The sequence below is a fragment of the Bradyrhizobium sp. USDA 4501 genome, assembly GCF_054062115.1.
On sequence record NZ_JBSSEX010000001.1, the window covers coordinates 2997334 to 3023043 of the forward strand.

The following is a 25710-nucleotide window of genomic DNA, read 5'->3' on the forward strand; positions in this document are numbered from 1 at the left end:
GGCGGACGATGACACAGACCACATCCAGGACATCCGCCGGTTACCAGCGCGGCATCGCTCTCGCCGGAGCGCTCGTCAGCCTCGCGATGACGCTCGGCGCCTGCCAGCACGCCGCCGACAACAGTTTCGCGATGGTGAACGCACCGGCCGACTATCGCCAGCGCCATCCGATCGCGGTCACCGAGGCTGATCGCTCGATCGTGGTCTTCGTCGGCCGCAGCCGCGGCGGCCTGACTGCGGAGCAGCGCGCCGAGGTGATGGGGATGGCGCAGGACTGGATGCGCGAGGGGACCGGCGCCGTCACCATCGACGTTCCCGCCGACACGCCGAACGCACGGACCGCCCAGGAATCGCTGCGCGAGATCCAGGCCACGTTCGCCGCCGCCGGCGTGCCGCCGCGCGGGATCCTCGTTCGCAAATACCATCCCGAGGATCCGCGCCAGATGCCCGCGATCCGCGTGAACTATCCAAAGATGAAAGCGGTCGCCGGGCCGTGCGGTCTCTGGCCGGAAGATCTCGGCCCGTCGATCCACAACGGGTCCTACATCGAGAACAAGCAGTACTACAATTTCGGCTGCGCCAATCAGCGCAACCTTGCAGCCATGGTCGAAGACCCGACCGACCTCGTGCAGCCGCGCGCGGAGACCCCTGCCTATACGTCGCGTCGTAACATCGCCTTCGACAAGTATCGCAAGGGCACCACCACCGCCACGAGTTATCCCGAGTCCGACAGGGCCAAGCTAAGCGACACAGGAAAATGATCACCTACGCGCAGCAAAACTCCGAAGAGCAGACGGACGCCCCGCCGCAGGCCGTGGACGACCATATTGCTCCGGCGCCACGGGTTTCGGTCCAGGCGTTCTGCGAAACGGTCGAGACCGCTGCCGCCGTGCAGTCGGCGGGCGAGGATCGCCGGCTGGCCAAGGCTCACCTCAAGATCCAGATGGGCGGCATGGCGGCCGCCATCGAGGCCTATCGCTCGGCGCCGACGCCCAACGTCATCATCCTCGAGACCGAGGGCCGCGGCGACATCCTGGCCGGCCTCGATCAGCTCGCAACGGTGTGCGACGCCGGCACCCGCGTGGTCGTGATCGGCCGCGTCAACGACGTCACCCTGTATCGCGAGCTGGTGCGCCGCGGCGTCAGCGATTACGTGATCGCGCCGGCCCATGCGATCGACGTGGTGCGCGCGGTCTGTAACCTGTTCTCGGCACCGGAAGCCAAGGCGGTCGGCCGCATCGTCGCCGTTGTCGGTGCCAAGGGCGGTGTCGGCGCCTCGACCATCGCCCACAATGTCGCCTGGGCGATTGCCCGCGACCTGGCGCTTGATTCCGTGGTCGCCGACCTCGACCTCGCCTTCGGCACCGCCGGCCTCAACTACAACCAGGATCCCGCTCAGGGCATCGCCGATGCCGTGTTCTCGCCGGACCGCGTCGATACCGCCTTCGTCGACCGCCTGCTGTCGAAATGCACCGACCATCTGAGCCTGCTGGCGGCGCCGGCGACACTGGACAAGGTCTACGATTTCGGCGCCGAGGCGTTCGATGCGATCTTCGATACGCTGCGGACCACGATGCCCTGCATCGTGCTCGACGTGCCGCATCAATGGTCCGGCTGGACCAAGCGCGCATTGATCGCGGCCGACGACATCCTGATCGTGGCGGCGCCCGACCTCGCCAATCTGCGCAATGCCAAGAACATGTTCGACCTGCTGAAGGCCTCGCGGCCCAACGACCGCGCGCCGCTGTACTGCCTGAACCAGGTCGGCGTGCCGAAGCGTCCCGAGATCGCGGCCGGCGAGTTCGCCAAGGCGATCGAAAGCCAGCCGATCGCTGCCATCCCGTTCGATCCGCAGATCTTCGGTTCGGCGGCCAACAACGGCCAGATGATCGCCGAGATTTCCGCCAACCACCGCGCGGTCGAGATGTTTCTGCAGATGGCGCAGCGGCTGACAGGCCGCGGCGAGACCAAGAAGCCGAGGGGGTCCTTCCTGTCGCCCCTGCTCGAAAAGCTGCGGTCCAAATAGTGGTCCGCGTGGAGTCAAGACGTCGTGTTTGGTAAGCGTAGCGGAAACGATGGGGACGTGCGGGCACCCAAGCCCGCGTTTCAGGCGCCGGAGCCAGCCGGCGCGCCGGCGATGTCGCGCGAGTCCGTCGCACCGGCGATCTCGTCGCCGCCGCTGGCACCCAGCAAGCCACCGCCTGCCCCCGCCGTCGAAGCCCGCCGCTCCGACAACTACTACCAAGTCAAGGCGACGATCTTCGGCGCCCTGATCGAGGCGATCGACCTTGCCCAGCTCGCCAAGCTGGACAGCGAATCGGCGCGCGAGGAAATCCGCGACATCGTCAACGAGATCATCGCGATCAAGAACATCGTGATGTCGATCGCCGAGCAGGAGGAGTTGCTCGACGACATCTGCAACGACGTGCTCGGCTACGGCCCGCTGGAGCCGCTGCTGTCGCGCGACGACATCGCCGACATCATGGTCAACGGCGCAGGCACCGTGTTCATCGAAGTCGCCGGCAAGATCCAGCGCACCGGCATCCGCTTTCGCGACAACCAGCAGCTGCTCAACATCTGCCAGCGCATCGTCAGCCAGGTCGGCCGGCGCGTCGACGAATCCTCGCCGATCTGCGACGCCCGCCTCGCCGACGGTTCGCGCGTCAACGCCATCGTGCCGCCGCTGGCGATCGACGGGCCCGCGCTCACCATCCGCAAATTCAAGAAGGACAAGCTGACGCTGGAGCAGCTCGTCAAGTTCGGCGCGATCACCCCCGAAGGGGCGACCATCCTGCAGATCATCGGCCGCGTCCGCTGCAACGTGATCATTTCCGGCGGCACCGGCTCGGGCAAGACCACGCTGCTGAACTGCCTGACCAACTATATCGAGCACGACGAACGCATCATCACCTGCGAAGACGCCGCCGAGCTTCAGCTGCAGCAGCCGCATGTGGTGCGGCTGGAAACCCGGCCGCCGAACATCGAGGGCGAGGGCCAGGTGACGATGCGCGAACTGGTCCGCAACTGCCTGCGTATGCGCCCGGAGCGCATCATCGTCGGCGAAGTCCGCGGACCCGAAGCGTTCGATCTGTTGCAGGCCATGAACACCGGCCACGACGGCTCGATGGGCACGCTGCACGCCAACAATCCGCGCGAAGCACTGTCGCGCTGCGAATCCATGATCACCATGGGCGGCTTCTCGCTTCCGTCACGCACCATTCGCGAGATGATCTGCGCCTCGGTCGACATCATCGTGCAAGCGGCGCGCCTGCGCGACGGTTCGCGCCGCATCACGCACATCACCGAGGTGATGGGCATGGAAGGCGACACCATCATCACCCAGGACATCTTCCTCTACGACGTGGTCGGGGAAGACGCCAACGGCAAGATCATCGGCAAGCACCGCTCGACCGGCATCGGCCGGCCGCGCTTCTGGGAGCGTGCGCGCTACTACAATGAAGAGAAGCGGCTTGCGGCGGCGCTGGACGCTTCCGACGCCCCGGCGCCGGTCTAGGGGAACGCAGGATGCAGGCGCAAACTCTGGCTCTCGCCTTCCTCGCCGCCACGACGGTCGGCGGCATCGCTTGGGTCTTCCTGTACCCCTACCTTTCGGGGGAGAAGAAGGCCGAGTCGCGGCGCGCGTCGGTGGCGCGCAGCGAACCCACGACGACACGAAACGCCGACCGCACGCAACGCTCCCGCCGCGAGCAGGTAGAGGGATCGCTGAAGGAGCTCGAGGCGCGTCGGCAGAAGGACAAGAAAGTCCCGCTCGGCGTGCGCATCTCGCAGGCCGGACTGGAGTGGTCGGAGCAGAAATTCTGGATGATCTCCGGCGCCCTTGGCCTGTTCGGGTTCGGCGTGGCCTTCATGGTTGGCGGAGGCCTGCTCGGCGCGGCCGGCATCGGCTTTGCCATGGGTCTCGGCCTGCCGCGCTGGGTGCTCGGCTTCCTGAAGAAGCGGCGGGAAAAGGCGTTCCTGAAGTCGCTGCCTGACGCCGTCGACGTCATCGTGCGCGGCATCAAGGCCGGCCTGCCGCTGTTCGAATCGCTCAAGGCGGTCGTCAACGACGCGCCGGAGCCGCTGCGCAGCGAATTTCTCGCCATCATCGAGACCCAGGCGATCGGCATGCCGCTCGGCGAAGCCTGTGCCCGGCTCTACGAGCGGATGCCGCTGCCGGAGGCCAACTTCTTCGGCATCGTGATCGCGATCCAGCAGAAGTCCGGCGGCAATTTGTCGGAAGCGCTCGGCAACCTGTCGCGGGTGCTGCGCGACCGCAAGAAGATGGCCGAGAAGATCCAGGCGATGTCGATGGAAGCGAAGGCCTCCGCCGCCATCATCGGCTCGCTGCCGCCGATCGTGATGATCCTCGTGTTCCTGACGACGCCGGACTACATCGCCCTGCTGTGGACCAATTCGATGGGCCAGCTCATGCTGGTGGCCTGCGCGATCTGGATGTCGATGGGCGTGCTGGTGATGAAGAAGATGATCAACTTCGATTTCTGACGGTGCAGCATGATTGATATTCTGGTCGCCAAGCTCCACGACGTCAGGTTCATGACCATGCTGCTTGCCTTCTTCGCGGCAAGCGCGACGGTCTACACGCTGGTGATGCCGCTGCTCGCCGGCGGCGATCTCAACAAGCGCATGAAGGCGGTCGCCAGCGAGCGCGAGCGCCTGCGGCAGCGCGAGCGCGACCGTCTCTCCAAGTCGGAAAAGGTGACGCTGCGCCAGACGCCGAAGCAGGCCGTCTCCAAGATGGTGGATGACCTGAACCTCACCAAATGGCTGGCCCAGGAAGCGGCGATCGAGAAGCTGGTGATGGCGGGCTATCGCGGCCACGCTCCGTATGTCTATTTCCTGGCAGCGCGGGCGGTCACGCCGATCCTGATGCTGATCGGCGCGATCATCTATACGTTCTTCATTGCCGGCGCGAACTGGTCGCTCACGCTCAAGATCGGCATTTGCGTCGGCGCGGCCTATGCCGGCCTGCAGGCGCCGATGCTGTTCCTGAAGAACGCGATCTCCAAGCGCCAGCTCCAGATCAAGCGCGCGTTCCCGGATTCGCTCGACCTGCTGCTGATCTGCATCGAGTCGGGCATGTCGGTCGAGGTCGCGTTCCGGAAAGTGGCCAACGAGATCGCCGGGCAATCGGTCGCGCTGTCGGAGGAGTTTGCGCTGACGACCGCGGAACTGTCCTATTTGCAGGATCGCAAGACCGCCTACGAGAACCTGGCGCGCCGCACCGGCCTCGAAGGCGTGAAGTCGGTGTGCATGGCCTTGCAGCAGTCCGAACGCTACGGCACGCCGCTCGGCCAGAGCCTCCGCGTGATGGCGCAGGAAAACCGCGACATGCGGATGAACGAGGCCGAGAAGAAGGCCGCGGCACTGCCGCCCAAGCTGACGGTACCGATGATCCTGTTCTTCCTGCCCTGCCTGTTCATCGTGATCCTCGGCCCGTCCTACATCAAGATCGCCACGATGCATTGAGTTGCCTCGCCTGCGCCGGCTGCCTCTCTCCTTCCCTCTGAAAGGGGGAAGGCCGGGATGGGAGTCAGCCGCAGACACCGCTCCTCGTGGAGAGATGATCCCCACCCGCTTTGCTCTCACGAGCAAAGCGACCTCCCTTTTTCAAGGGGCGGTGGAGCTGCCGCGTTTGGTTTAGTCGTCCTTGGCGACGACCGGCGCCGCACGCGACGCGGTCCGCGGGCCGTCCTTGCGGTTCAGCATGTCGCGGAGATAAGCGACGTTGGCCGCGGCCTCATCCGACGGCAGGTCGGCCTTGACGATCGTTTCCGCCTCCGCGAAGCGGCCCTGCAGGCCGACGACCAGCGCAAGGTTCTGCCGGATCCGGGTGTCGGCGCGAGCGCTGGCGTAGGCCTGGCGCAGCGTCTCTTCCGCTTTCGGCAAATCCTTGGTCAGCATGTAGGACAAGCCGAGATTGGACAGCACCGACGGCTCGTCCGGAGCCAGCCTGAGCGCACTGGCGTAATAGCGCCGCGCCTCCTCGTGCCGGTTCATCGTGTCGAGCGTGGTGCCCTGCACGGACAGGATCCGCCAGTCCGGATTGTCCGGGCTGTGCGCGCGGCTCAGCACGTCGAATGCAGCCTGCGAATTGCCGTTGTCGGCCAGCGCGCGGCCATAGGCGGCGAGCAGCGCCTTGTTGCCGGGGTTGGCGATCGTGGCCTGCTCGAGCACGGCGCAGGCCTGCGAGCGCTGGCCGGTCATGCGCAGGGCCTGGCCGTAGGCGACCGCGGCAGCGACATCCTTGGGATTCTTGCGATAGCGCTCGCCATAGGCCTCGACGGCCCGGCGCGGATCATCGGGCGTGGGATCGGACCGCGACGTGATCGATCCCGCCACGTCGGACATGGTCTGGCAACCGCCAAGCCCTGCGGCCAGGACCGCCAGAAGGGCTGCGGAAGCAAGATGCCGGGTCAGATTGGACTGTCGACACATGGCACTGTGACTCACGAAATCGGGCGAACGGTTCCAGCCGAGCGTGCCAGCAATAGACTGTTAACCCTAACGTCTGGTTAACTGGCGGCGCCGGCAGCCGACGCTCCGGTTCCGGCCTGCACGGCGCGTGAACCGTTGGCGCGCTACCATCCGTGGCGAAAGGCGTGTAGTAGCCCACCAACGACGCCAGAACCGAGAGCCGCATGCCATCCGTGTTCGAGACCGCCACGACCGCCGCCACGCCGATCACCTTCGTCACCAAGGCGACATGGGATGCGATTCAGGGCGAGCTGCCGGCGCCGGCGCGCCAGTTCGCGGCGGCCAATGGCTTCGTGGCCAAGGCGGGAAAATTGCTCGTCCTGCCGACGGCAGACGGCGGCATCGCGCAGGTGCTGTTCGGTCTCGAGGACGCCGACCACAAGGCGCGCGATCCGTTCCGGCCCGGCGCCCTGCCCGGCCTGCTGCCGCCCGGCGTCTACCGCTTCGCCAATGCGCCGCACGACACCAGACTTGCCGCGCTCGCCTTCGCGCTCGGCTGCTACCGCTTCGGCCGGTATCGCACCAACAAGGCTCCCGAAGTCCGGCTGGTGCCGCCCGACGGCGTCGACACGGCGGAGATCACCCGGATGGCGGATGCCGCGGCGCTGGCGCGCGATCTCATCAACACGCCGTCCAACGACATGGGACCGGCCGAGCTCGCCGAGGTGGCGCGCGACCTCGCGACGCGGTTCGGCGCTGCCTTCAATTGCATCGACGGCGACGAGCTCGCCCAGAACTTCCCGCTGATCCACGCCGTCGGCATAGCGTCGACGCGGTCACCGCGATTGATCGAGCTGAGCTGGGGCGACCCCGCCCATCCGAAGGTGACGCTGGTCGGCAAGGGTGTCTGCTTCGACACCGGCGGGCTCGATCTCAAGCCTTCGAGCGGCATGCTCATCATGAAGAAGGACATGGGCGGCGCCGCCAACGTGCTGGCGCTGGCCCAGATGGTGATGGACGCGAAGCTCAAGCTGCGGCTGCGCGTGCTGATCCCGGCGGTCGAGAACGCGGTTGCCGGCAACGCGTTCCGCCCGCTCGACATCTTCAAGTCGCGCAAGGGCATCACCGTCGAGATCGGCAACACCGACGCCGAAGGGCGGCTGGTGCTCGCCGACGCGCTGGCGCTCGCCGACGAGGAGACGCCCGATCTTTTGGTCGATCTGGGCACGCTGACCGGCGCCGCGCGGGTGGCGCTGGGCCCCGATCTGCCGCCGTTCTACACCAATGACGAGGCGCTCGCCGGCGACGTCGCATCCTGTGCGAAGAGCGAGAACGACCCGCTCTGGCGGATGCCGCTGTGGCCGGCCTACGACGCCTGGCTCGACTCCAAGACCGCCGACATCACCAACGCACCGTCAGGCGGTTTCGCGGGCTCGATCACCTGCGCGCTGTTCCTGCAGCGCTTCGTCGAGCACGCGAGGAGCTGGCTGCACGTCGACATCTACGGCTGGACGCCGTCGGCAAAGCCCGGCCGTCCCGAAGGCGGCGAGTGCCAGGCGGCGCGCGCGATCTACAAATTGCTGAGCCAGCGCTATGCATGACCCCCGTCTGACACCGGCCCGCGACGACCTCGCGGCGAAATATCTCGAGGGCAAGGTCCAGGCGTTGCGCTTCGTCGAAGGCGAAGTGCTCGAGGTCGGCGACGCCATCGCGCCGCTACGCCAGGCGCCGGCGAGCGATGCCGAACAGATGACGCAGGCGCTCCGGGGCGAGCGCGTCACGGTGTACGATCGCAACGGCGAAGGCTGGGCCTGGGGCCAGCTCGCCGATGACGGCTATGTCGGCTGGATTCCCGAGGCCGCGCTGGCCAAGCCCGGCGCCGCCCCGACGCACAAGGTCACAGCGCTGCGCACGCTGGCGTATCCGGGCCCGTCGATCAAGCTGCCGCCGGTCGAGGCACTGGCGATGGGGACAAAGCTCGCCATCGTCCGCGAGGACGGTGCGTTCGCGGTGACCCGCGAGGGCTGGCATCTGCCACGCCAGCATCTCGCGCCGCTCGACACGATGGCAGGTGATTTCGTTGCGATCGCCAAGCAATTCGTCGGCTCACCCTATCTGTGGGGCGGCAAGTCGAGCCTCGGGATCGATTGCTCTGGCCTGGTGCAGATCGCGCTGACCGCCGCCGGCACCGGCTGCCCGCGCGACAGCGACATGCAGCAGGAAGGCCTCGGCCGCGAATTGACGGTCGCGGAATCCAAGCAGCTGCAGCGCGGCGACCTGATGTTCTGGAAGGGCCATGTCGCCATCGTGCGCGACGCGACAACGATCGTGCACGCCAACGCGCATCACATGGCAACGGTGGTGGAGAACACGCAGGCTGCGATCGCGCGGATCAAGACCGCCGGCAGCGAAGTCCTGGCGATCAAGCGGCTTTGAGCAATATACATTCCCGTCATCCTGAGGAGCGCGAAGCGCGTCTCGAAGGATGGACGGCCCCAGTCCGGCCACGCCACCCTTCGAGGCTCGCCCAGCGGCGCAATTGCGCCGCAAGGCTCGCACCTCCAGCGACAACGGCAAAGCCGTTGCGCGGGGATGACGTGGAACGACGAAGATGCCTACGTCGCCACTGCACCGTCGCCGGCCGCTTCGATGCGGAATGCGGCGGCGAACAGCGCTCGGGTGTAGTCGCTCTTCGGATTCTTGAACAGCTCGGAGGCCGGTCCCTCCTCCTCCACCTTGCCCGATTTCATCACGATCAGATGGCTCGCCAGCGAGGCGACCACGCGCAGATCGTGCGAGATGAACATGTAGGTGAGATCGCGCTTGCGCTGCAGGTCGCGCAACAGGTCGACCATCTGAGCCTGCAGCAGCATGTCGAGCGCGCTGGTCGGCTCGTCCAGCACGACGAAGTTCGGCTCCAGCACGACCGCGCGCGCGATCGAGATGCGCTGGCGCTGGCCGCCGGAGAATTCGTGCGGATAGCGGAAGCGCCAGTCCGGATCGAGCCCGACATCCTTCATTGCCTTGATCACCCGCGCCTCGCGCTCCTCGCGCGACAGCTGCTTCTGGTGCACCTCAAGGCCCTCGGCAATGATGTCGGCCACCGACATGCGCGGGCTGAGCGAGCCGAACGGGTCCTGGAACACTATCTGCATGTCGCGGCGGAACGGCCGCATCTGCTTGAAGCGCAGGCCCTGGATGTCGTTGCCGAGGAACACGATCGGACCATCGGACGAAATCAGCCGGAGCAGCGCGAGCCCGAGCGTGGTCTTGCCGGAGCCGGATTCGCCGACCACGCCGAGGGTCTCGCCCTTGCGCACCGCGAGGCTGACGCCATCGACCGCCTTGATGTGGCCGACGGTCGAGCGCAACAGCCCGCGCTTGATCGGAAACCAGACCTTGAGATTGTCCGCCGACATCACGACCGCTGCGCCCGGCTGCGGCGGCGCCGGATCGGGCTTCGGCTCGGCCGCGAGCAGCGCTTGGGTATAGGCGTGCTTCGGCGCGGTGAAGACCTGCTCGACCGGCCCCTGCTCGACGATCTTGCCGTTGTTCATCACGCAGACCGTGTCGGCGATGCGGCGGACGATGCCGAGATCGTGGGTGATGAACAACAGGCTCATGCCGAGCCGCGCGCGGATCTCGGCCAGCAGCGCCAGGATCTGCGCCTGCACGGTGACGTCGAGCGCGGTGGTCGGCTCGTCCGCGATCAAAAGATCGGGCTCGTTGGCGAGCGCCATCGCGATCATCACGCGCTGGCGCTGGCCGCCGGACAATTGATGCGGATAGCTCTTGAGCCGGGTCTCCGGCTCGGGGATGCCGACCTGGCCCAGCAATTCCAGCGTTCGCGCCTGCGCCGCCTGGCCCCCGATGCCCCTGTGCAGCGACAGGATCTCGCCGATCTGGGTCTCGATGGTATGGAGCGGATTGAGCGAGGTCATCGGCTCCTGGAAGATGATCGAGATGTCGTTGCCGCGAACCTTGCGCATCTCCTGGTCGGACGCGGTCAGGAGGTCGCGGCCGCGGAAACGGATCGCGCCTGACGGATGCGATGCCGTCGGATAGGGCAGCAGCTTCAGCACCGACAGCGCGCTGACGGATTTTCCCGAACCGGATTCGCCGACCAGCGCGACGCATTCGCCGCGCTTGATCGAGAACGAGATGCCGTCGACCGCAAGCGCGCGGCCGAAGGCGACCGAGAGATCGCGGACATCGAGCAAAGGCTGGTTGATCGCGTCCATGCCTCAGCCCTTCGAGAACGTCTTGCGTGGATCGAAGGCGTCGCGCGCGGCTTCGCCGATGAAGATCAGGAGCGACAGCATGATCGCGACCGAGAAGAATCCGGTGAGGCCGAGCCACGGCGCTTGCACGTTGGCCTTGCCCTGCGACAGCAACTCGCCGAGCGAGGGCGAGCCGGGCGGCAGGCCGAAGCCGAGGAAATCCAGCGCCGTCAGCGTCATCACCGAGGACGAGACGATGAAGGGCAGGAATGTCATGGTGGCGACCATCGCGTTCGGCAGCAGATGGCGGAACATGATGACGCCGTTGGAGACGCCGAGCGCACGCGCCGCCTGGATGTATTCGAAATTGCGGCCGCGCAGGAACTCGGCGCGCACCAGCCCGACCAGCGACACCCACGAGAATAGCAGGAGGATGCCGAGCAGGATGAAGAAGCCCGGCGGCAGCACCGCCGAGATGATCAACAGCAGATAGAGCGAGGGGATCGCGGTCCAGATCTCGATCAGCCGCTGGAAGATGAGATCGGTCCAGCCGCCGAAATAGCCCTGCACGCCGCCGGCGGCGATGCCGATGATCGAGGACAGGATGGTCAGCGTCAGTCCGAACAGCACCGAGATGCGGAAGCCGTAGATCAGCCGCGCGACCACGTCGCGGCCCTGATCGTCGGTGCCGAGCCAATTGTATTCGAGGTCGCGGCAGCCGGTCAGGCCCTTCCGCTTGACCACGTCCTTGCACTGCTCTTCGGTCAACAGCCAGGTCGGCTTCGACGGCACCGCCGTCGGCGGGTCGAGGTTGCGGCTGTCGTAGGAGTAACGGATCGGCGGCCAGATCATGCTGCCGCCCTTGGCGGCGATCTGCTTCTGCAAATAGGGGTCGCGATAATCGGCCGCGGTCTCGAAGTCGCCGCCGAAGGTGGTCTCGGCATAGGTGAACACCACCGGCCAGTAGAGCCGGCCGTCATATTTGACGACCAGCGGCTTGTCGTTGGCGATGAAATTGGCAAACAGCGACGCCACGAACAGCACGAGGAAGATCCAGAACGACCAGTAGCCGCGGCGATTGGCCTTGAAGTTCTGCCAGCGTCGCTTGTTCAGCGGCGACGGCGAAAAGGCGTGGTGCGTGGCGGGCACCGTTTCGCCGAGCGGCGATTGCGTCGTGGTCTCGACCGGCTGGGGCGCGAGCATCGTCATCAGACCTCCCGCGCTTCGAAGTCGATCCTGGGATCGATCCACATATAGGCGAGATCGGAGAGCAGATTGACCACCAGTCCGACCAGCGAGAAGATGAACAACGTCCCGAACACCACCGGATAGTCGCGGTTCAACACGCTCTCGAAGCCAAGCAGGCCGAGCCCGTCGAGCGAGAAGATGGTTTCGATCAAGAGCGAGCCGGAGAAGAACGCGTGAATGAACGCGCCCGGGAAGCCTGCGATCACGATCAGCATGGCGTTGCGGAAGATGTGGCCGTACAGCACCTGGCGCTCGCTGCAACCCTTGGCGCGCGCGGTCATCACATATTGCTTGCGTATCTCGTCGAGAAACGAATTCTTGGTCAGCAGGGTCATGGTGGCGAAGGCGCCGAGCGCCATCGACACCAGCGGCAGCGTCAGGTGCCAGAAATAGTCGATAATCTTCCAGTACCAGGGGAATTGCGACCAGCCGTCCGAGGTCAGGCCGCGCAGCGGGAAGATGTTGAGGAACGAGCCGCCGGCAAACAGCACGATCAGGAGGATCGCGAACAGGAAGCCCGGGATCGCAAAGCCGATGATGATCACCGCCGAGGTCCAGGTATCGAACCGCGAGCCGTCCTGCACCGCCTTGCGGATGCCGAGCGGGATCGAGATAAGATAGGTCAGCAGCGTCATCCAGATGCCGAGCGACATCGAGACCGGCAGCTTCTCCTTGATCAACTGCAGCACGCTGACACTGCGGAAATAGCTGTTGCCGAAATCGAACCGCGCGAAATTCCAGACCATCAACGCGAACCGCTCGGGCGCCGGCTTGTCGAAGCCGAACTGCACCTCGAGCTTCTTGATGAAATCCGGGTCGAGCCCCTGCGCGCCGCGGTATTTCGAATTGATGGCCGCGCCTGCGCCCGCGCCCTGGCCGCGCTGCGCGCCGAAATCGCCGCCGCCTCCCGACACGCGCGATGTGCCGCCGGTGTCGGCGCCGTTGATCTGCGCGATGACGCGCTCGACCGGACCGCCGGGAGCAAACTGCACGACCACGAAGGAGACGAACAGGATGCCAAGCAGCGTCGGCAGCATCAGGAAGATACGTCGGGCGATATAGGCGCTCATCGGCTACTTCGCCTGCTCGAGCTTCGCGGCCTTGGCCGCATCATACCACCAGTTCTCCGGGGCGCCGACGCCCGCATATTTCGCCGGCTTCTCCGGATGCCCGAACTGGTCCCAATAGGCGACACGGTGCTTGTTAGAATACCATTGTGGCACCCAATAGCGGCCGGCACGGAAGACGCGATCGAGCGCGCGGCAGGCAAAGGTTAAGTCCGCCCGCGTCTCGGCAGCGATAGCTTTTTCGATCAATGCGTCGATCGCCGGGTTGGCAACGCCCGCCAGATTGTAGGAGCCCCTGGTGGTCGCAGCCTGGGACGAGAAGTAAGGCCTCAGGCTGTCACCCGGCGTCGCCGACATGGATATACGCTGGGTCGTCACCTCAAAATCGAAAGCCTCAACACGCGCACGATACTGCACTGCGTCGATCTGCCTGATGTTGGCATCGATGCCAAGCGGCTTGAGATTCTTGATGAAGCTGGCGTGATGCGGCTGGAAAGTCGGCTCATCTAGCAGGAACTCGATCGTAAGCGGGTCGCCGTTAGGCAATCGCCGCTTGCCATCCTTGACGACGCATCCTGCATCGTTGAGCAACTGCGTCGCCTTTCGCAGCAGTGCGCGGTCCTGTCCCGATCCATCCGACACCGGCGGCACAAAGGGCTCGCCGAACACCTCATCCGGCACTTGGCCGCGGAATGGTTCGAGCAGTTTCAATTCCTCGGGCGAAGGTAGTCCACTAGCCACCATGTCCGAATTCTGGAAAGGCGAGACGCTGCGCGCGTAAGCGTCGTACATGATGGTCTTGTTGGTCCATTCGAAATCGAAGGCATAGATTAGCGCTTCGCGAACGCGCGGGTCTTTGAACTTGTCGAGACGGGTGTTAATGAACCAACCCTGCCCACCGGACGGTGTTTCGTCCGGCAATGTCTCGCGCTTGACCCGCCCGTCCTTGATAGCCGGGAAATCGTACCGCGTCGCCCAGACACGGGACGTGAATTCCTCGCGAAACAGATAATTTTTGCCTGTGAAGCCTTCGAACGCGACATCGCGATCACGGTAGAACTCGTAGCGCACGGTGTCGAAATTGTAACTGCCGCGATTGACCGGCAAGTCGGCTGCCCACCAATCCTTGAGGCGGTTATACTCGACGTAACGATTGACCTCGAACTTGCCGACCATGTACGGCCCGGAGCCCAGCGGAACTTCGAGCGTGGACTCATCAAACTGCCGCTTCGCGTAATAGGCCTTCGAGAAGATCGGCAGACCCGCAACATAAAGCGGCACGTCGCGCGCGCGATTAGGCGCGAAGGTCACGATCACGGTGCCGTCGTCGGGCGCCTCGGCCTTCACGAAATCGCGCAGTTGCACGACGATCAACGGATGCCCCTTCTCCTTCAGCGTATTGAGCGAGAACGCGACATCCTGCGCAGTCAGCTTCGAGCCGTCGTGAAAGCGAGCCTCGGGCCGCATCGTGAAGCGGTAGGTGAGCTTGTCGGGAGAAATCGAGACCGATCTTGCGGCCAGGCCGTACATCGCGTCAGGTTCATCGCCCGCGCGTGCCATCAACGAATCGAAGGTCATCTCCATGCCCTTCGCGCCTTCACCCTTCAGGATGAACGCGTTGAACGAACTGAACGTAAAGAAGGACTGGTTGTAGGCACGGGTCGAAGGGATCATTGAGAACGCCCCGCCCTTCGGCGCCTTCGGATTGACGTAGTCGAAGATCTTGAAATCCGCCGGATATTTCAGGTCGCCGAACACCGACATGCCGTGCATCTCGGTTCCGTTGTCGGCCACTGCCGGCGCAGCACGCAAGCCTGCAGCACTCAACGCACCGATGCCGAGGCCGAGTGCGTGCCGACGGGAGAATAGCGCCATGCGCGAATCCTTGAGTTTTATGAACGCTTGAGCTTGGCCGCCTTGTCGGCGTCGTACCACCAAATCGCTGGGAACCCCGATTGTCCATATTTGGGCAACTCGGCCGGACGGCCGAAGCGATCCCAGCGGGCTGTACGGACCTTCGGGTAGTTCCATTGCGGGACGACGTAATGGTTCCACAATAACACGCGATCGAGCGCTTTCGTCGCCGCGACGAGATCTTCGCGATCCGTCGCAAAAATCACCCGCTCGATCAGCTTGTCGATTATCGGGTTCTTGATGCCGGCAAGATTGCGCGATCCGGCCGTATCCGCAGCTTTCGATCCCCAGTATTCACGCTGCTCGTTTCCGGGTGACAAGGATTCCCCCCAGGACCCGATGACGACGTCAAAATCCCAATTGCGAATCCGGTTCTCGTATTGGATTGGATCGATCGTGCGTACCGTGACCGAAAATCCGAGCCGCTCGAGTGCTGGCTTGTAAGCCAGCATGATCCTTTCGAAATTCGGATCCTCGCTCAACAATTCGATGGAGAACGGCTCTCCGCTCTTTGGATCCACGAGCTTCCTGTCTCGTACCTCGTACCCAGCCTCCTTGAGCAGACGAGATGCTTCACGGAGATTTTCGCGCACTGCTTCTGGATTGCCGCCGACCGGATTCGCATAGACCGTCGTGAACACTTCGGCAGGCACTTGATCACGCATGGATTCAAGAATCGCGAGTTCCTTGCCTTGCGGCAGCCCAGTCGCCATCAACTCCTCGGCGCCATCAAAGTAGCTAATGATGCGCTTGTATTGGCCGAAGAAGAGCAGCTTGTTGACCTCCTCGAAGTCGAACGCATAGTTCAGGGCGCGGCGAACACGCGGATCCTTGAATTTGGCGCGCCGCTGGTTCGGGACAAAGGCCTGCATGATGCCCGAACTGCGGTTCGGAAACTCTTCCAGCACCACGCGCTTGTCGGTGACAGCCGGAAAATTATAGGCGGTCGCCCATGCCTTCGCGCTGTTCTCCAAACGCCAATCGATCTGATCGCCCTTGAATGCCTCGATCGCAACCGTCGGATCCCTGAAGTATTCGTAGCGAAGTTCGTCGAAGTTATTGCGCCCCACATTGATCGCGAGATCCCGCGCCCAATGGTCCTTGACGCGCTCCAAAGTCACAGTCCGCCCTGCGACAAATTCCTTGATCCGATACGGTCCCGACCCTAGCGGCTGCTCCAGCGTTGTCGCGGAGATATCGCGTTTGCGTCCTTGGCTATCGGTGCCTTCCCACCAATGCTTGGGCAAGATCGTAAGCTGGCCTACGATCTGTGGCAGTTCGCGGTTGCCCGGCATATCGAAGACAAATTTCACTTCGCGATCACTAAGCTTCTCCGCCCTCACGACATGGCTGTAATAGGCGGAAAACATCGGGTGATGCGTCTTGAAGGCGTCGAGCGAGAAGATCACGTCTTCTGGAGTAACCGGTGCTCCGTCATGCCACTTTGCCTGAGGGCGCAGACGGTAAACGACAGAGGAGAAGTCGTCCGGGTAACTTGCTGCCTCCGCCAGCGATCCGTACTCCGTTGAGACTTCGTCGAGCGATGGCGTCGTCAGCGATTCATAAATCAAGGCGACAGCGCCCGCGATGGAGCCTTTCACACCCGAGACAACAATGTTGAAATTATCGAAAGTGCCGATTGCGATTTGCCGAACAAGGCCCCCCTTCGGTGCATCCGGATTGACGTAGTCAAATCGCTTGAAGTCAGCCGGGTATTTGACGTTACCGAAGAGCGACAGGCCGTGCCGCCACTTGAGCCCACTGGGGACGTTATCGGCGAGTACCGGCGTTATCGCTGACACGCCAGAGTTCAATCCGAGTGCCGGAGCCACTGCTGCCAGTGCGCTGCCCTGAAGGAGGTGTCGTCGGGTGATTGCCAAATCCGGAATTCCTGTTGCTGACCCCGCCTAGATGGACCTCAATATACGGCAACGGTTCGACCACTTACGTTGCTTTTTCCTAATGATAGCCGGTCCGGAACCGATCCGCTGCGGCGAAACGTCTCGATAACAACCCCTGCAACCCCAAAAGGGGGACGACCGTTCCCCATGCGAAAACGGCCAGGCATTGCCTGGCCGTTTCATCCGCATGCTTGCGCGAAGCAAATCGTTACTTCGAGGCGGTCGGGAGCGGGGCCGGGTGCTCCGAGTTCGAATTCAGATAGGCGATGATGTCGGCGCGCTCGCTGTCCTTCGGCACGCCGGCAAAGCCCATCGCGGTGCCGGGGATGAAGCCCTTCGGGTTGGTCAGGAACTTGTTGAGGTCGTCGAAGGACCATTCGCCGCCCTTGCCCTTCATCGCGGCCGAGAAATTGAAGCCACGGCCCTCGCCCTTCTTCTCGCCGACGACGCCGAACAGGTTCGGACCGACGCGGTTGGGACCGCCCTTCTCGAAGGTGTGGCAGGCCTGGCACTTCTTGGCGGCCGCGGCGCCCTTCTCGACTGAAGCGGTCTGCAACAGCTTCTCGATCGGCTCGGATGCGGCCGCAGCGGCCTCGCCGCCGCCGCCATGGGACTCTTCCTTCACAGCGATCTCAAAACCCGGCTTCTCCGGCAGCTTCGGCGCGAATTTCGCGCTGGCGGCAAAGCTCATCACCAGGACGACGATGCAGGTGCCGAGAACCGCACCCAGGATTTTGTTGAGTTCGAAGGAGTCCATTTTGGGTCAGGCTCCGGGCCTTGAATGTCGACTTCAGGCCGGGAATACGGCCGCGGGGAAAGACCTGGGAATCGGCCTTATCGCACCGCCCCAAGCAGGGTTGAGATATCGGTTTGCCCGCGCTCTGGCAACCCGTATAAACGCGCCGAATTCAACCTCCTCCCCGGCAATTTCCGCAGGCCGGACGGGCTCCGACACGAATGACCCAACCCCGTACCTTTGTGCTGATTCCGGCCCGCATGGCCGCCACTCGCCTTCCGGGAAAGCCGCTGCTCGAGATCGCCGGCGTGCCGATGATCGTCCATGTGCTGCGGCGGGCCGAGGCGGCGGGCATCGGCCGGGTTGCGGTTGCGACCGACACGGCCGAGATCGCTGCAGCGGTGAAGGCTGCGGGCGGCGAGGTCGTAATGACCCGTCCCGACCATCCGTCCGGCTCGGACCGGATTTATGAAGCGATGACGACCCTCGACCCCGACGGCCATGCCGAGATCGTGGTCAATCTGCAGGGCGATTTCCCGACCATCAGCCCCGAGACCATCCGCAGCGTGATGCCGGCGCTCGACGATCCCGCAGTCGACATCTCGACCCTGGCCTCGCGCATCCATACCGAGGAGGAGGATCAGGCCCCCAGCGTCGTCAAGGCAGTCGGCTCGCCGATCGGGCCGAACCGGTTGCGCGCGCTGTATTTCACCCGCGCCACCGCGCCTTATGGCGACGGGCCGCGCTACCATCATATCGGCCTCTACGCCTACCGCCGCGCCGCGCTGGAGCGGTTCGTGGCGCTGCCGCCCTCGCCGCTGGAGCAGCAGGAAAAGCTCGAGCAACTCCGCGCGTTGGAGGCCGGGATGCGGATCGACGTCACCATCGTCGATACCGTCCCGCGCGGCGTCGACACCCCGGCCGATCTCGAAACCGCCCGCAGAATACTTTCCAAAGCCTGACCGGCTGGTAAAAGGCCACCCATGACCAAGAAGCTGAAAATCGCGTTCCAGGGCGAGCCTGGCGCCAATTCCCATATCGCGATCGTCGAGGCCTATCCCGATGCCGAGCCGATGCCCTGCCCGACCTTCGAGGACGCGCTGGCCGCGATTTCCTCGGGCGAGGCCGATCTCGGCATGATCCCGATCGAGAATTCGGTCGCCGGCCGCGTCGCCGACATCCATCATCTGTTGCCCGCCTCGGGCCTGTTCATCGTCGGCGAATGGTTCTTGCCGATCCGCCACCAGCTGATGGCGATCAAGGGCACCAAGCTCGCCGACATCAAGAGTGTGGAGAGCCATGTCCACGCGCTCGGCCAGTGCCGCCGCGTCATCCGCAAGCTCGGCATCAAGCCGATCGTCGCCGCCGACACCGCCGGCAGCGCCCGCGACATCTCCGAGCGCGGCGACAAGAGCGTGGCGGCGATCGCCTCCCGCCTCGCCGCCGACATCTACGGTCTCGACATTCTCGCCGAGGACATCGAGGACGAGGCCCACAACACCACCCGCTTCGTGGTGCTGGCGCGCGAGGCCAAGTGGGCCACGCAGGGTTCGGGGCCGCTGGTCACGACTTTCGTGTTCCGGGTGCGCAATTTGCCCGCCGCGCTGTACAAGGCGCTGGGCGGCTTTGCCACCAACGGCGTCAACATGACCAAGCTCGAAAGCTACATGGTCGACGGCAATTTCTTCGCCACGCAATTCTATGCCGATGTCGACGGTCACCCCGATGAGCGCGGCCTCGCGTTCGCGATCGAGGAATTGAAATTCTTCTCGCGCGAATTCCGCATCGTCGGCGTCTATCCCGGCCATCCGTTCCGCGCGACTTTCAGCGAGACGCAGGATTGACGCAGTCATTCCGGGGCACGCGAAGCGTGAACCCGGAATCTCGAGATTCCGGGTTCGATGCTGCGCATCGCCCCGGAATGACGGGGTCAAGCCGCCGCCGTCTTGGCAAGCCCGAACGCCTCGGCGAGCAGGCTGTACGACTTCTTCCGCGCGGCATGGTCGTAGACCGCTGATATCACCATCAGCTCGTCGGCCAGGGTCGCCGCGATCAGCGGCTCCAGCTTCGTCATCACGGTTGCGGGGCTGCCGACGAAGAGGCGGGCGCGGTTGCGCGCGATCGAGGCGCGCTCGGCGTCGGTATAGGGATAGGCCTCTGCCTCCTCGACGCTCGGCAGCGGCAGATACTGGCCGCGGTCGCGGCGCAGCCGGTTGAGATCCATCGACAGCGCAAGCCGCTCGGCTCCAGCGTCGGTCTCCGCCGCAACAACCGCAACCGCCAGAATCGCCTGCGGCGTCGCACGCCAGCCCGACGGCTTGAAATCCGCGCGGTAGTTCGTCATCGCCGCAATTGCATCGTGAGTGGCAAAATGATGCGCGAATGCAAAGCCCATCCCGACCTGGGCCGCGAGTTCGGCGGAATAGTCGCTCGAGCCGAGCAACCAGATCGGCGGCAGCGGCGAATCATCCGGCATCGCCACCACATTGTTGTAGGGATGGCCGGGCGGGAAATCGCGCGTCTCCCACAAGGTCAGCTCGTGCAGCCGCTCGAGGAAATCATCGCCTTCGCGGCGATCGAGCCGGCTGCGCAGTGCGTAGGCGGTGGCGCCGTCGGTGCCGGGCGCGCGGCCGAGGCCGAGATCGATGCGGCCGGGAAACAGCGCCTCCAGCATCTTGAAGCGCTCGGCGACGACCAGCGGCGCGTGGTTGGGCAGCATCACGCCGCCGGAACCGACACGGATATGCTCCGTCACCGCCGCGATCTGCCCGATCATCAGATCAGGCGCCGGGCTCGCGACTGAAGCGAGGTTGTGGTGCTCGGCGAGCCAGTAGCGGACGTAGCCAAGGCCATCGACATGGCGCGCCAGATCGATGCTGTTGCGGAGCGCAGCGGCCGGCCTGGTGCCGGTGGTGACGACGGACAGGTCGAGGACGGAGAGCGGAATCATGGCCGTCAACCTAGTGTGGCGCCACGAGGCGACAAAGGCCCCGGCCGCGCAGACCAGTCCCGCGGCGGAACGCCGGCGCCGGCAGCCGTCGGCTTTGGGACGATATGCAATGATTCATCATCGTACCACGCTACCCACAATCGATTTCGCTCTCCAATCAATTGCAAATCATTTCCTTTATTTATACTTTTCAATATGTTAATGTCATTTTCGGCGAAGTCGGCGGACTGCCCACCGAATGTTCCAGATAGTCAATTTTTGCCGGTCTGCGCCACGAATGGGCAATTTCCCATATCCGATGGGCTGTTTGATCCGACGCGTTTGGCTTATCTTGGGGCCTTCATATCCAGGCCGGATGTCTGCCCTCCAGTTGCGGAGCCTTTGCGTATCATGACCGAGACCATTTCCTCCGTGCCGAACGCACCACGTGCGCCCAAAGCGCCGAAAATCTCCTTCGAGTTCTTCCCGCCGAAGACCGAGGAGATGGAGCGCAATCTCTGGGAGACCATCAATCGCCTGGCGCCGCTGACGCCGAACTTCGTCTCGGTCACCTACGGCGCCGGCGGCTCGACCCGCGAGCGCACCCATTCGACCATCACCCGCATCCTGCGCGAGACCGATCTGCTGCCGGCCGCGCATCTGACCTGCGTCAGCGCCTCGCGCGGCGAGATCGACGATATCGTCGACCGCTATCATGAAGTCGGCGTCCGTCACATCGTCGCGCTGCGCGGCGATCCGCCCGGCGGCATCGGCACGCCCTACTTCACCCATCCGGACGGCTACCAGAGTTCGGCCGAACTCGTCACCGGGATCAAGAGGCGCCACGCCGACATCGAGATCTCGGTGTCCGCCTATCCCGAGAAGCATCCGGAAGCGAAGGATTTCGACGCCGACATCGACACGCTGAAGGCCAAGGTCGACGCCGGCGCGACGCGCGCGATCACCCAGGTGTTCTTCGACAACGACCTCTACCACCGCTATGTCGACCGGGTGCGCGCGCGCGGCATCGAGATTCCGATCGTGCCGGGCATCATGCCGATGCACAATTTCAAGCAGGCGCGCAATTTCGTGACGCGCGCTGGCACCAGCGTGCCGGACTGGCTCGCCGAGAAGTTCGAGGGCCTCGACAACGACGCCGAGACTCGCAAGCTGGTTGCCGCCACCGTCGCCGCCGGCCAGGTGCAGAAGCTGTTCAAGCACGGCGTCGACACCTTCCACTTCTACACCATGAACCGCGCGGACCTCGTGTTCGCGATCAGCCACCTGCTCGGCATCCGGCCGAACGGTGCCCAGAAAGCTGCCTGACACATGTCCGTTCCCGTTTCCCCCAAGCGTAACGCTTTGCTCGCGGCTGCCCGCGAGCGCATCCTGGTGCTCGACGGCGCCATGGGCACGATGATCCAGGGCCTGCAGTTCGACGAAGCCGCCTTCCGCGGCGCGCGGTTTGCGGACTTCCACCGCGACATCAAGGGCAACAACGATCTACTGATCCTGACCCAGCCCGATGCGATCACGGACATCCACGCCGCATATCTGCGCGCCGGTGCCGACATCGTCGCGACCAACACCTTCTCCTCGACCTCGATCGCGCAGGCCGACTACGACATGTCGGACCTCGCCTATGAGCTGAACCTGCAGGGCGCCCGGCTGGCGCGCACCGCCGCCGAGCGGGTGAGCGCCGAGGACGGCAAGCCGCGCTTTGTCGCCGGCGCACTCGGCCCGACCAACCGCACCGCCTCGATCTCGCCCGACGTTTCCAATCCCGGCTATCGCGCGGTGACCTTCGACGATCTGCGCAAGGCCTATGGCGAACAGGCCAAGGGCCTGCTCGACGGCGGCGCCGATCTGCTGCTGGTCGAGACCATCTTCGACACGCTGAACGCCAAGGCGGCGCTGTACGCGATTTCCGAGATCATCGAGGAGCGCGGCATCGACGTGCCCGTGATGATTTCCGGCACCATCACTGACAAGTCCGGCCGCCTGCTCTCCGGCCAGTTGCCGGAGGCGTTCTGGCATTCGGTGCGGCACGCAAGGCCGATCACGATCGGCTTCAACTGCGCGCTCGGCGCCGAGGATCTGCGCGCGCATATCGCCGATATCGGCCGCGTCGCCGACACGCTCGTGTGTGCATACCCGAACGCCGGCCTGCCCAACGAATTCGGCCAGTATGACGAGACGCCGGACTACATGGCGCGGCTGATCGGCGAATTCGCGGCCGCCGGCCTCGTCAACATCGTCGGCGGCTGCTGCGGCACCACGCCCGACCATATCGCGGCGATCGCCAAGGCGGTCGCCCCGCACAAGCCGCGCGTGGTGCCCGAGATCGCGCCGCGGCTCAGGCTCTCCGGCCTCGAGCCGTTCACGCTGACCGACGCGATCCCGTTCGTGAATGTCGGCGAGCGCACTAACGTCACCGGCTCGGCGCGCTTCCGCAAGCTGATCACCGCCGGCGACTACACCGCCGCGCTGCAGGTCGCGCGCGACCAGGTCGAGAACGGCGCCCAGGTCATCGACGTCAACATGGACGAGGGCCTGCTCGATTCCGAAGCGGCGATGGTGACGTTCCTCAACCTCGTCGCCGCCGAGCCCGACATCGCGCGCGTGCCCGTGATGGTCGATTCCTCGAAATTCCACGTCATCGAGGCCGGCCTGAAATGCATCCAGGGCAAGCCGATCGTGAACTCGGTCTCGCTTAAGGAAGGCGAGGAGAAGTTCATCCATGAGGCGACCGTCGCCAAGCGCCACGGCGCCGCCGTGGTGGTGATGGCGTTCGACGAGACCGGCCAGGCCGACACGTTCAAGCGCAAGACCGAGATCAGCAAGCGCGCCTACGACATCCTGGTCGGCCGGCTCGACTTCCCGCCCGAGGACATCATCTTCGATCCGAATATTTTTGCGATCGCGACCGGCCTCGAGGAGCACAACAATTACGGCGTCGACTTCATCGAAGCGACGCGCTGGATCCGGGCGAACCTGCCGGGCGCCCACATCTCCGGCGGCGTCTCCAACCTGTCGTTCTCGTTCCGCGGCAACGAGCCGGTGCGAGAGGCGATGCACTCGGTGTTCCTGTATCACGCGATCCATGCCGGCATGGACATGGGCATCGTCAATGCCGGGCAGATGATCGTCTATGACGACATCGACCCCGAGCTGCGCCAGACCTGCGAGGACGTGATCCTCAACCGCGATCCCGGCGCCTCCGAGCGGCTCCTGGCGCTGGCCGAGAAATTCCGCGGCAAGGAGAAGCAGACCAAGGAGCAAGATCTCGCCTGGCGCGAATGGCCGGTCGAGAAGCGGCTGTCCCACGCGTTGGTGCACGGCATCACCGAGTTCATCGAGCAGGATACCGAGGCCGCCCGCCAGAACGCGTCCCGTCCGCTCGACGTCATCGAGGGGCCGCTGATGGCCGGCATGAACGTGGTCGGCGACCTGTTCGGCGACGGCAAGATGTTCCTGCCGCAAGTCGTGAAGTCGGCCCGCGTGATGAAGCAGGCGGTCGCCTATCTGATGCCGTTCATGGAGGAGGAGAAGGCCCGCAATCTCGCCAACGGCATCACCGGCGGCCGCAACGCCGCGGGCAAGATCGTGCTCGCGACGGTGAAGGGCGACGTCCACGACATCGGCAAGAACATCGTCGGCATCGTGCTCCAATGCAACAATTTCGAGGTCATCGACCTCGGCGTCATGGTGCCTGCCAACAAGATCATCGAGACCGCGAAGGCCGAAGGCGCCGACATCATCGGCCTGTCCGGCCTGATCACGCCCTCGCTCGACGAGATGAGCTTCCTCGCCGGCGAGTTGCAACGGCAGGGCATGAACCTGCCGCTTTTGATCGGCGGCGCCACCACGAGCCGCGTGCACACCGCCGTGAAGATCGACCCGAACTATCCGGGCGGCCCGGTCGTGCACGTCAATGACGCGAGCCGTGCCGTCGGCGTTGCCTCCTCGCTGCTGTCGGCCGAGAAGAGGCAGGCCTACGCCGCCGAGGTACGCGCCGAATACGCAAAAATCTCGACGGCGCATTTCCGCGCCCAGGCCGACAAGAAGCGGCTGAAGCTTGGCGAGGCCCGCGCCAACAAGGTCGCGATCGATTTTGCGGCGGCGCCGCCGAAAAAGCCGGCCTTCTTCGGGCTGAAGAGCTTCGACGCCTACGATCTTGCCGAGCTCGCCGACTACATCGACTGGACGCCGTTCTTCCAGACCTGGGAGCTGACCGGCCGCTTCCCGGCGATCCTCGACGACCCCAAGGTCGGCGAGGTCGCGCGCTCGCTCTATGCCGACGCGCGCAAGATGCTGAACACCATCATCAAGGAGAAGTGGTTCACCGCCCGCGCCACCGTCGGCTTCTGGCCGGCGAACGCCGTCGGCGACGACATCGAGGTCTATGCCGACGAGACGCGGAAGCAGAAGATCGCGACCTTCCATACGCTGCGCCAGCAGCTCGAGAAGCGCGAGGGCCGCTTCAACGCAGCGCTGTCCGACTTCATCGCGCCGAAAGAAACCGGCATCGCCGACTATATCGGCGGCTTCGTCGTCACCGCGGGGATCGGCGAGGATGCGGTCGCCGACCGCTTCAAGAACGCCAATGACGACTACTCCTCGATCCTGTGCAAGGCGCTGGCCGATCGCCTGGCCGAAGCCTTCGCCGAACGCATGCACCAGCGCGTGCGCAAGGAGTTCTGGGCCTATGCGCCCGATGAGACCTGGTCGGCGGACGAACTGATCCTCGAGAAATATGACGGCATCCGCCCGGCGCCGGGCTATCCGGCGCAGCCCGACCACACCGAGAAGCGGACGCTGTTCGCGCTGCTCGATGCCGAGAACACCGCCGGCGTGAAGCTGACCGAGAGCTTTGCGATGTGGCCGGGCTCGTCGGTCTCGGGCCTCTACTTCTCGCATCCCGAAAGCTTCTACTTCGGCGTCGGCAAGATCGAGCGCGACCAGGTCGAGGACTACGCCACGCGCAAGGCCATGACGGTCGCCGAGATCGAGCGCTGGCTGGCGCCGGTCTTGAACTACATCCCCTCGCAGGACGGCGCCAAGGGATCGGCGATCGCGCCCGCCGCGACGCCCGCCAACGACGCGGAGCTGGCCTCGCATCCGCAGGGCTGCACCTGCGCCGTGCATCTCGCCTGGCGCAAGAAGAAGGTGGGGGCTGGGTAGGCCTCCTCGACACGTGTCATCGCCGGGGTTGACCCGGCGATCCATCTTCAAAAACACTTCCGAAGATTGATGGATG

General features: G+C 64.6%; 19 protein-coding genes. 11 read left to right on the plus strand and 8 right to left on the minus strand.

Annotated features, from left to right (window positions below; all coding sequences use genetic code 11):
• The first annotated feature begins 8 nt into the window (after positions 1-8).
• From ACVWZM_RS13745 to ACVWZM_RS13765, 5 genes are read left to right on the plus strand one after another with little or no spacing between them, the layout of a single operon-like run.
• Positions 9-761 (plus strand): CpaD family pilus assembly protein, encoded by a 753-nt coding sequence (locus ACVWZM_RS13745; protein WP_057016115.1) that lies wholly within the window; start codon positions 9-11, stop codon positions 759-761.
• Positions 758-2026 carry an AAA family ATPase gene (locus ACVWZM_RS13750; protein WP_018269598.1) on the plus strand — a complete coding sequence of 423 codons (1269 nt, stop codon included), beginning with the start codon at positions 758-760 and terminating at the stop codon, positions 2024-2026. Before ACVWZM_RS13745 ends, ACVWZM_RS13750 begins: the two co-directional genes overlap by 4 nt.
• Positions 2027-2050: 24 nt before the next feature.
• Positions 2051-3514 carry a CpaF family protein gene (locus tag ACVWZM_RS13755; protein ID WP_057016114.1) on the plus strand — a complete coding sequence of 488 codons (1464 nt, stop codon included), beginning with the start codon at positions 2051-2053 and terminating at the stop codon, positions 3512-3514.
• A gap of 11 nt (positions 3515-3525) precedes the next feature.
• Complete coding sequence (locus tag ACVWZM_RS13760) at positions 3526-4503, plus strand: type II secretion system F family protein (RefSeq protein WP_057016113.1); 978 nt, start codon at positions 3526-3528, stop codon at positions 4501-4503.
• Between the two features lie 9 nt (positions 4504-4512).
• Positions 4513-5487 carry a type II secretion system F family protein gene (locus ACVWZM_RS13765; RefSeq protein WP_038387579.1) on the plus strand — a complete coding sequence of 325 codons (975 nt, stop codon included), beginning with the start codon at positions 4513-4515 and terminating at the stop codon, positions 5485-5487.
• Between the two features lie 171 nt (positions 5488-5658).
• Here ACVWZM_RS13765 and ACVWZM_RS13770 read toward each other — a convergent pair whose 3' ends face one another.
• Positions 5659-6456: a tetratricopeptide repeat protein gene (locus ACVWZM_RS13770; RefSeq protein ID WP_456853533.1), complete on the minus strand. Its 798-nt coding sequence runs from the start codon at positions 6454-6456 to the stop codon at positions 5659-5661.
• Positions 6457-6659: 203 nt separating this feature from the next.
• On the opposite strand from ACVWZM_RS13770, the gene ACVWZM_RS13775 reads away from it, so the two are divergent.
• A complete protein-coding gene (locus tag ACVWZM_RS13775) occupies positions 6660-8036 on the plus strand; it encodes a leucyl aminopeptidase family protein (RefSeq protein WP_456853535.1) in 1377 nt (458 codons plus the stop codon).
• Positions 8029-8871 (plus strand): C40 family peptidase, encoded by an 843-nt coding sequence (locus tag ACVWZM_RS13780; RefSeq protein ID WP_456853537.1) that lies wholly within the window; start codon positions 8029-8031, stop codon positions 8869-8871. Before ACVWZM_RS13775 ends, ACVWZM_RS13780 begins: the two co-directional genes overlap by 8 nt.
• Positions 8872-9050: 179 nt before the next feature.
• Here ACVWZM_RS13780 and ACVWZM_RS13785 read toward each other — a convergent pair whose 3' ends face one another.
• From ACVWZM_RS13785 to ACVWZM_RS13810, 6 genes are all read right to left on the minus strand, one after another.
• Complete coding sequence (locus ACVWZM_RS13785; protein ID WP_456783360.1) at positions 9051-10676, minus strand: ABC transporter ATP-binding protein; 1626 nt, start codon at positions 10674-10676, stop codon at positions 9051-9053.
• Between the two features lie 3 nt (positions 10677-10679).
• Complete coding sequence (locus ACVWZM_RS13790) at positions 10680-11864, minus strand: ABC transporter permease (RefSeq protein WP_057016108.1); 1185 nt, start codon at positions 11862-11864, stop codon at positions 10680-10682.
• Positions 11864-12973, minus strand: a complete 1110-nt coding sequence (locus ACVWZM_RS13795; protein WP_057016107.1) for a microcin C ABC transporter permease YejB — start codon at positions 12971-12973, stop codon at positions 11864-11866. Before ACVWZM_RS13795 ends, ACVWZM_RS13790 begins: the two co-directional genes overlap by 1 nt.
• 3 nt (positions 12974-12976) lie before the next feature.
• Positions 12977-14845 (minus strand): extracellular solute-binding protein, encoded by a 1869-nt coding sequence (locus ACVWZM_RS13800; protein ID WP_316395972.1) that lies wholly within the window; start codon positions 14843-14845, stop codon positions 12977-12979.
• Positions 14846-14862: 17 nt separating this feature from the next.
• Entirely contained in the window at positions 14863-16764 is a 1902-nt protein-coding gene (locus tag ACVWZM_RS13805) for an extracellular solute-binding protein (RefSeq protein ID WP_057016105.1), read from the minus strand.
• 229 nt (positions 16765-16993) lie between these two features.
• On the minus strand, positions 16994-17542 hold the full coding sequence (locus ACVWZM_RS13810) for a c-type cytochrome (RefSeq protein WP_028342300.1): 549 nt from the start codon (positions 17540-17542) through the stop codon (positions 16994-16996).
• Positions 17543-17742: 200 nt separating this feature from the next.
• Here ACVWZM_RS13810 and ACVWZM_RS13815 point away from each other — a divergent pair, with 200 nt between their 5' ends.
• On the plus strand, positions 17743-18483 hold the full coding sequence (locus ACVWZM_RS13815; RefSeq protein WP_456853540.1) for a 3-deoxy-manno-octulosonate cytidylyltransferase: 741 nt from the start codon (positions 17743-17745) through the stop codon (positions 18481-18483).
• Between the two features lie 21 nt (positions 18484-18504).
• Complete coding sequence (locus tag ACVWZM_RS13820) at positions 18505-19365, plus strand: prephenate dehydratase (RefSeq protein WP_076824865.1); 861 nt, start codon at positions 18505-18507, stop codon at positions 19363-19365.
• An 86-nt stretch (positions 19366-19451) separates the two neighbouring features.
• Here ACVWZM_RS13820 and ACVWZM_RS13825 read toward each other — a convergent pair whose 3' ends face one another.
• The gene (locus ACVWZM_RS13825) at positions 19452-20471 is read right to left on the minus strand and encodes an LLM class flavin-dependent oxidoreductase (RefSeq protein WP_057016103.1); all 1020 of its coding nucleotides are present in this window, start codon (positions 20469-20471) and stop codon (positions 19452-19454) included.
• A 390-nt stretch (positions 20472-20861) separates the two neighbouring features.
• Here ACVWZM_RS13825 and metF point away from each other — a divergent pair, with 390 nt between their 5' ends.
• A complete protein-coding gene (gene metF, locus ACVWZM_RS13830) occupies positions 20862-21776 on the plus strand; it encodes a methylenetetrahydrofolate reductase [NAD(P)H] (protein ID WP_057016102.1) in 915 nt (304 codons plus the stop codon).
• 3 nt (positions 21777-21779) lie between these two features.
• Positions 21780-25634 (plus strand): methionine synthase, encoded by a 3855-nt coding sequence (gene metH, locus ACVWZM_RS13835; RefSeq protein WP_456853542.1) that lies wholly within the window; start codon positions 21780-21782, stop codon positions 25632-25634.
• Positions 25635-25710: the final 76 nt, after the last annotated feature.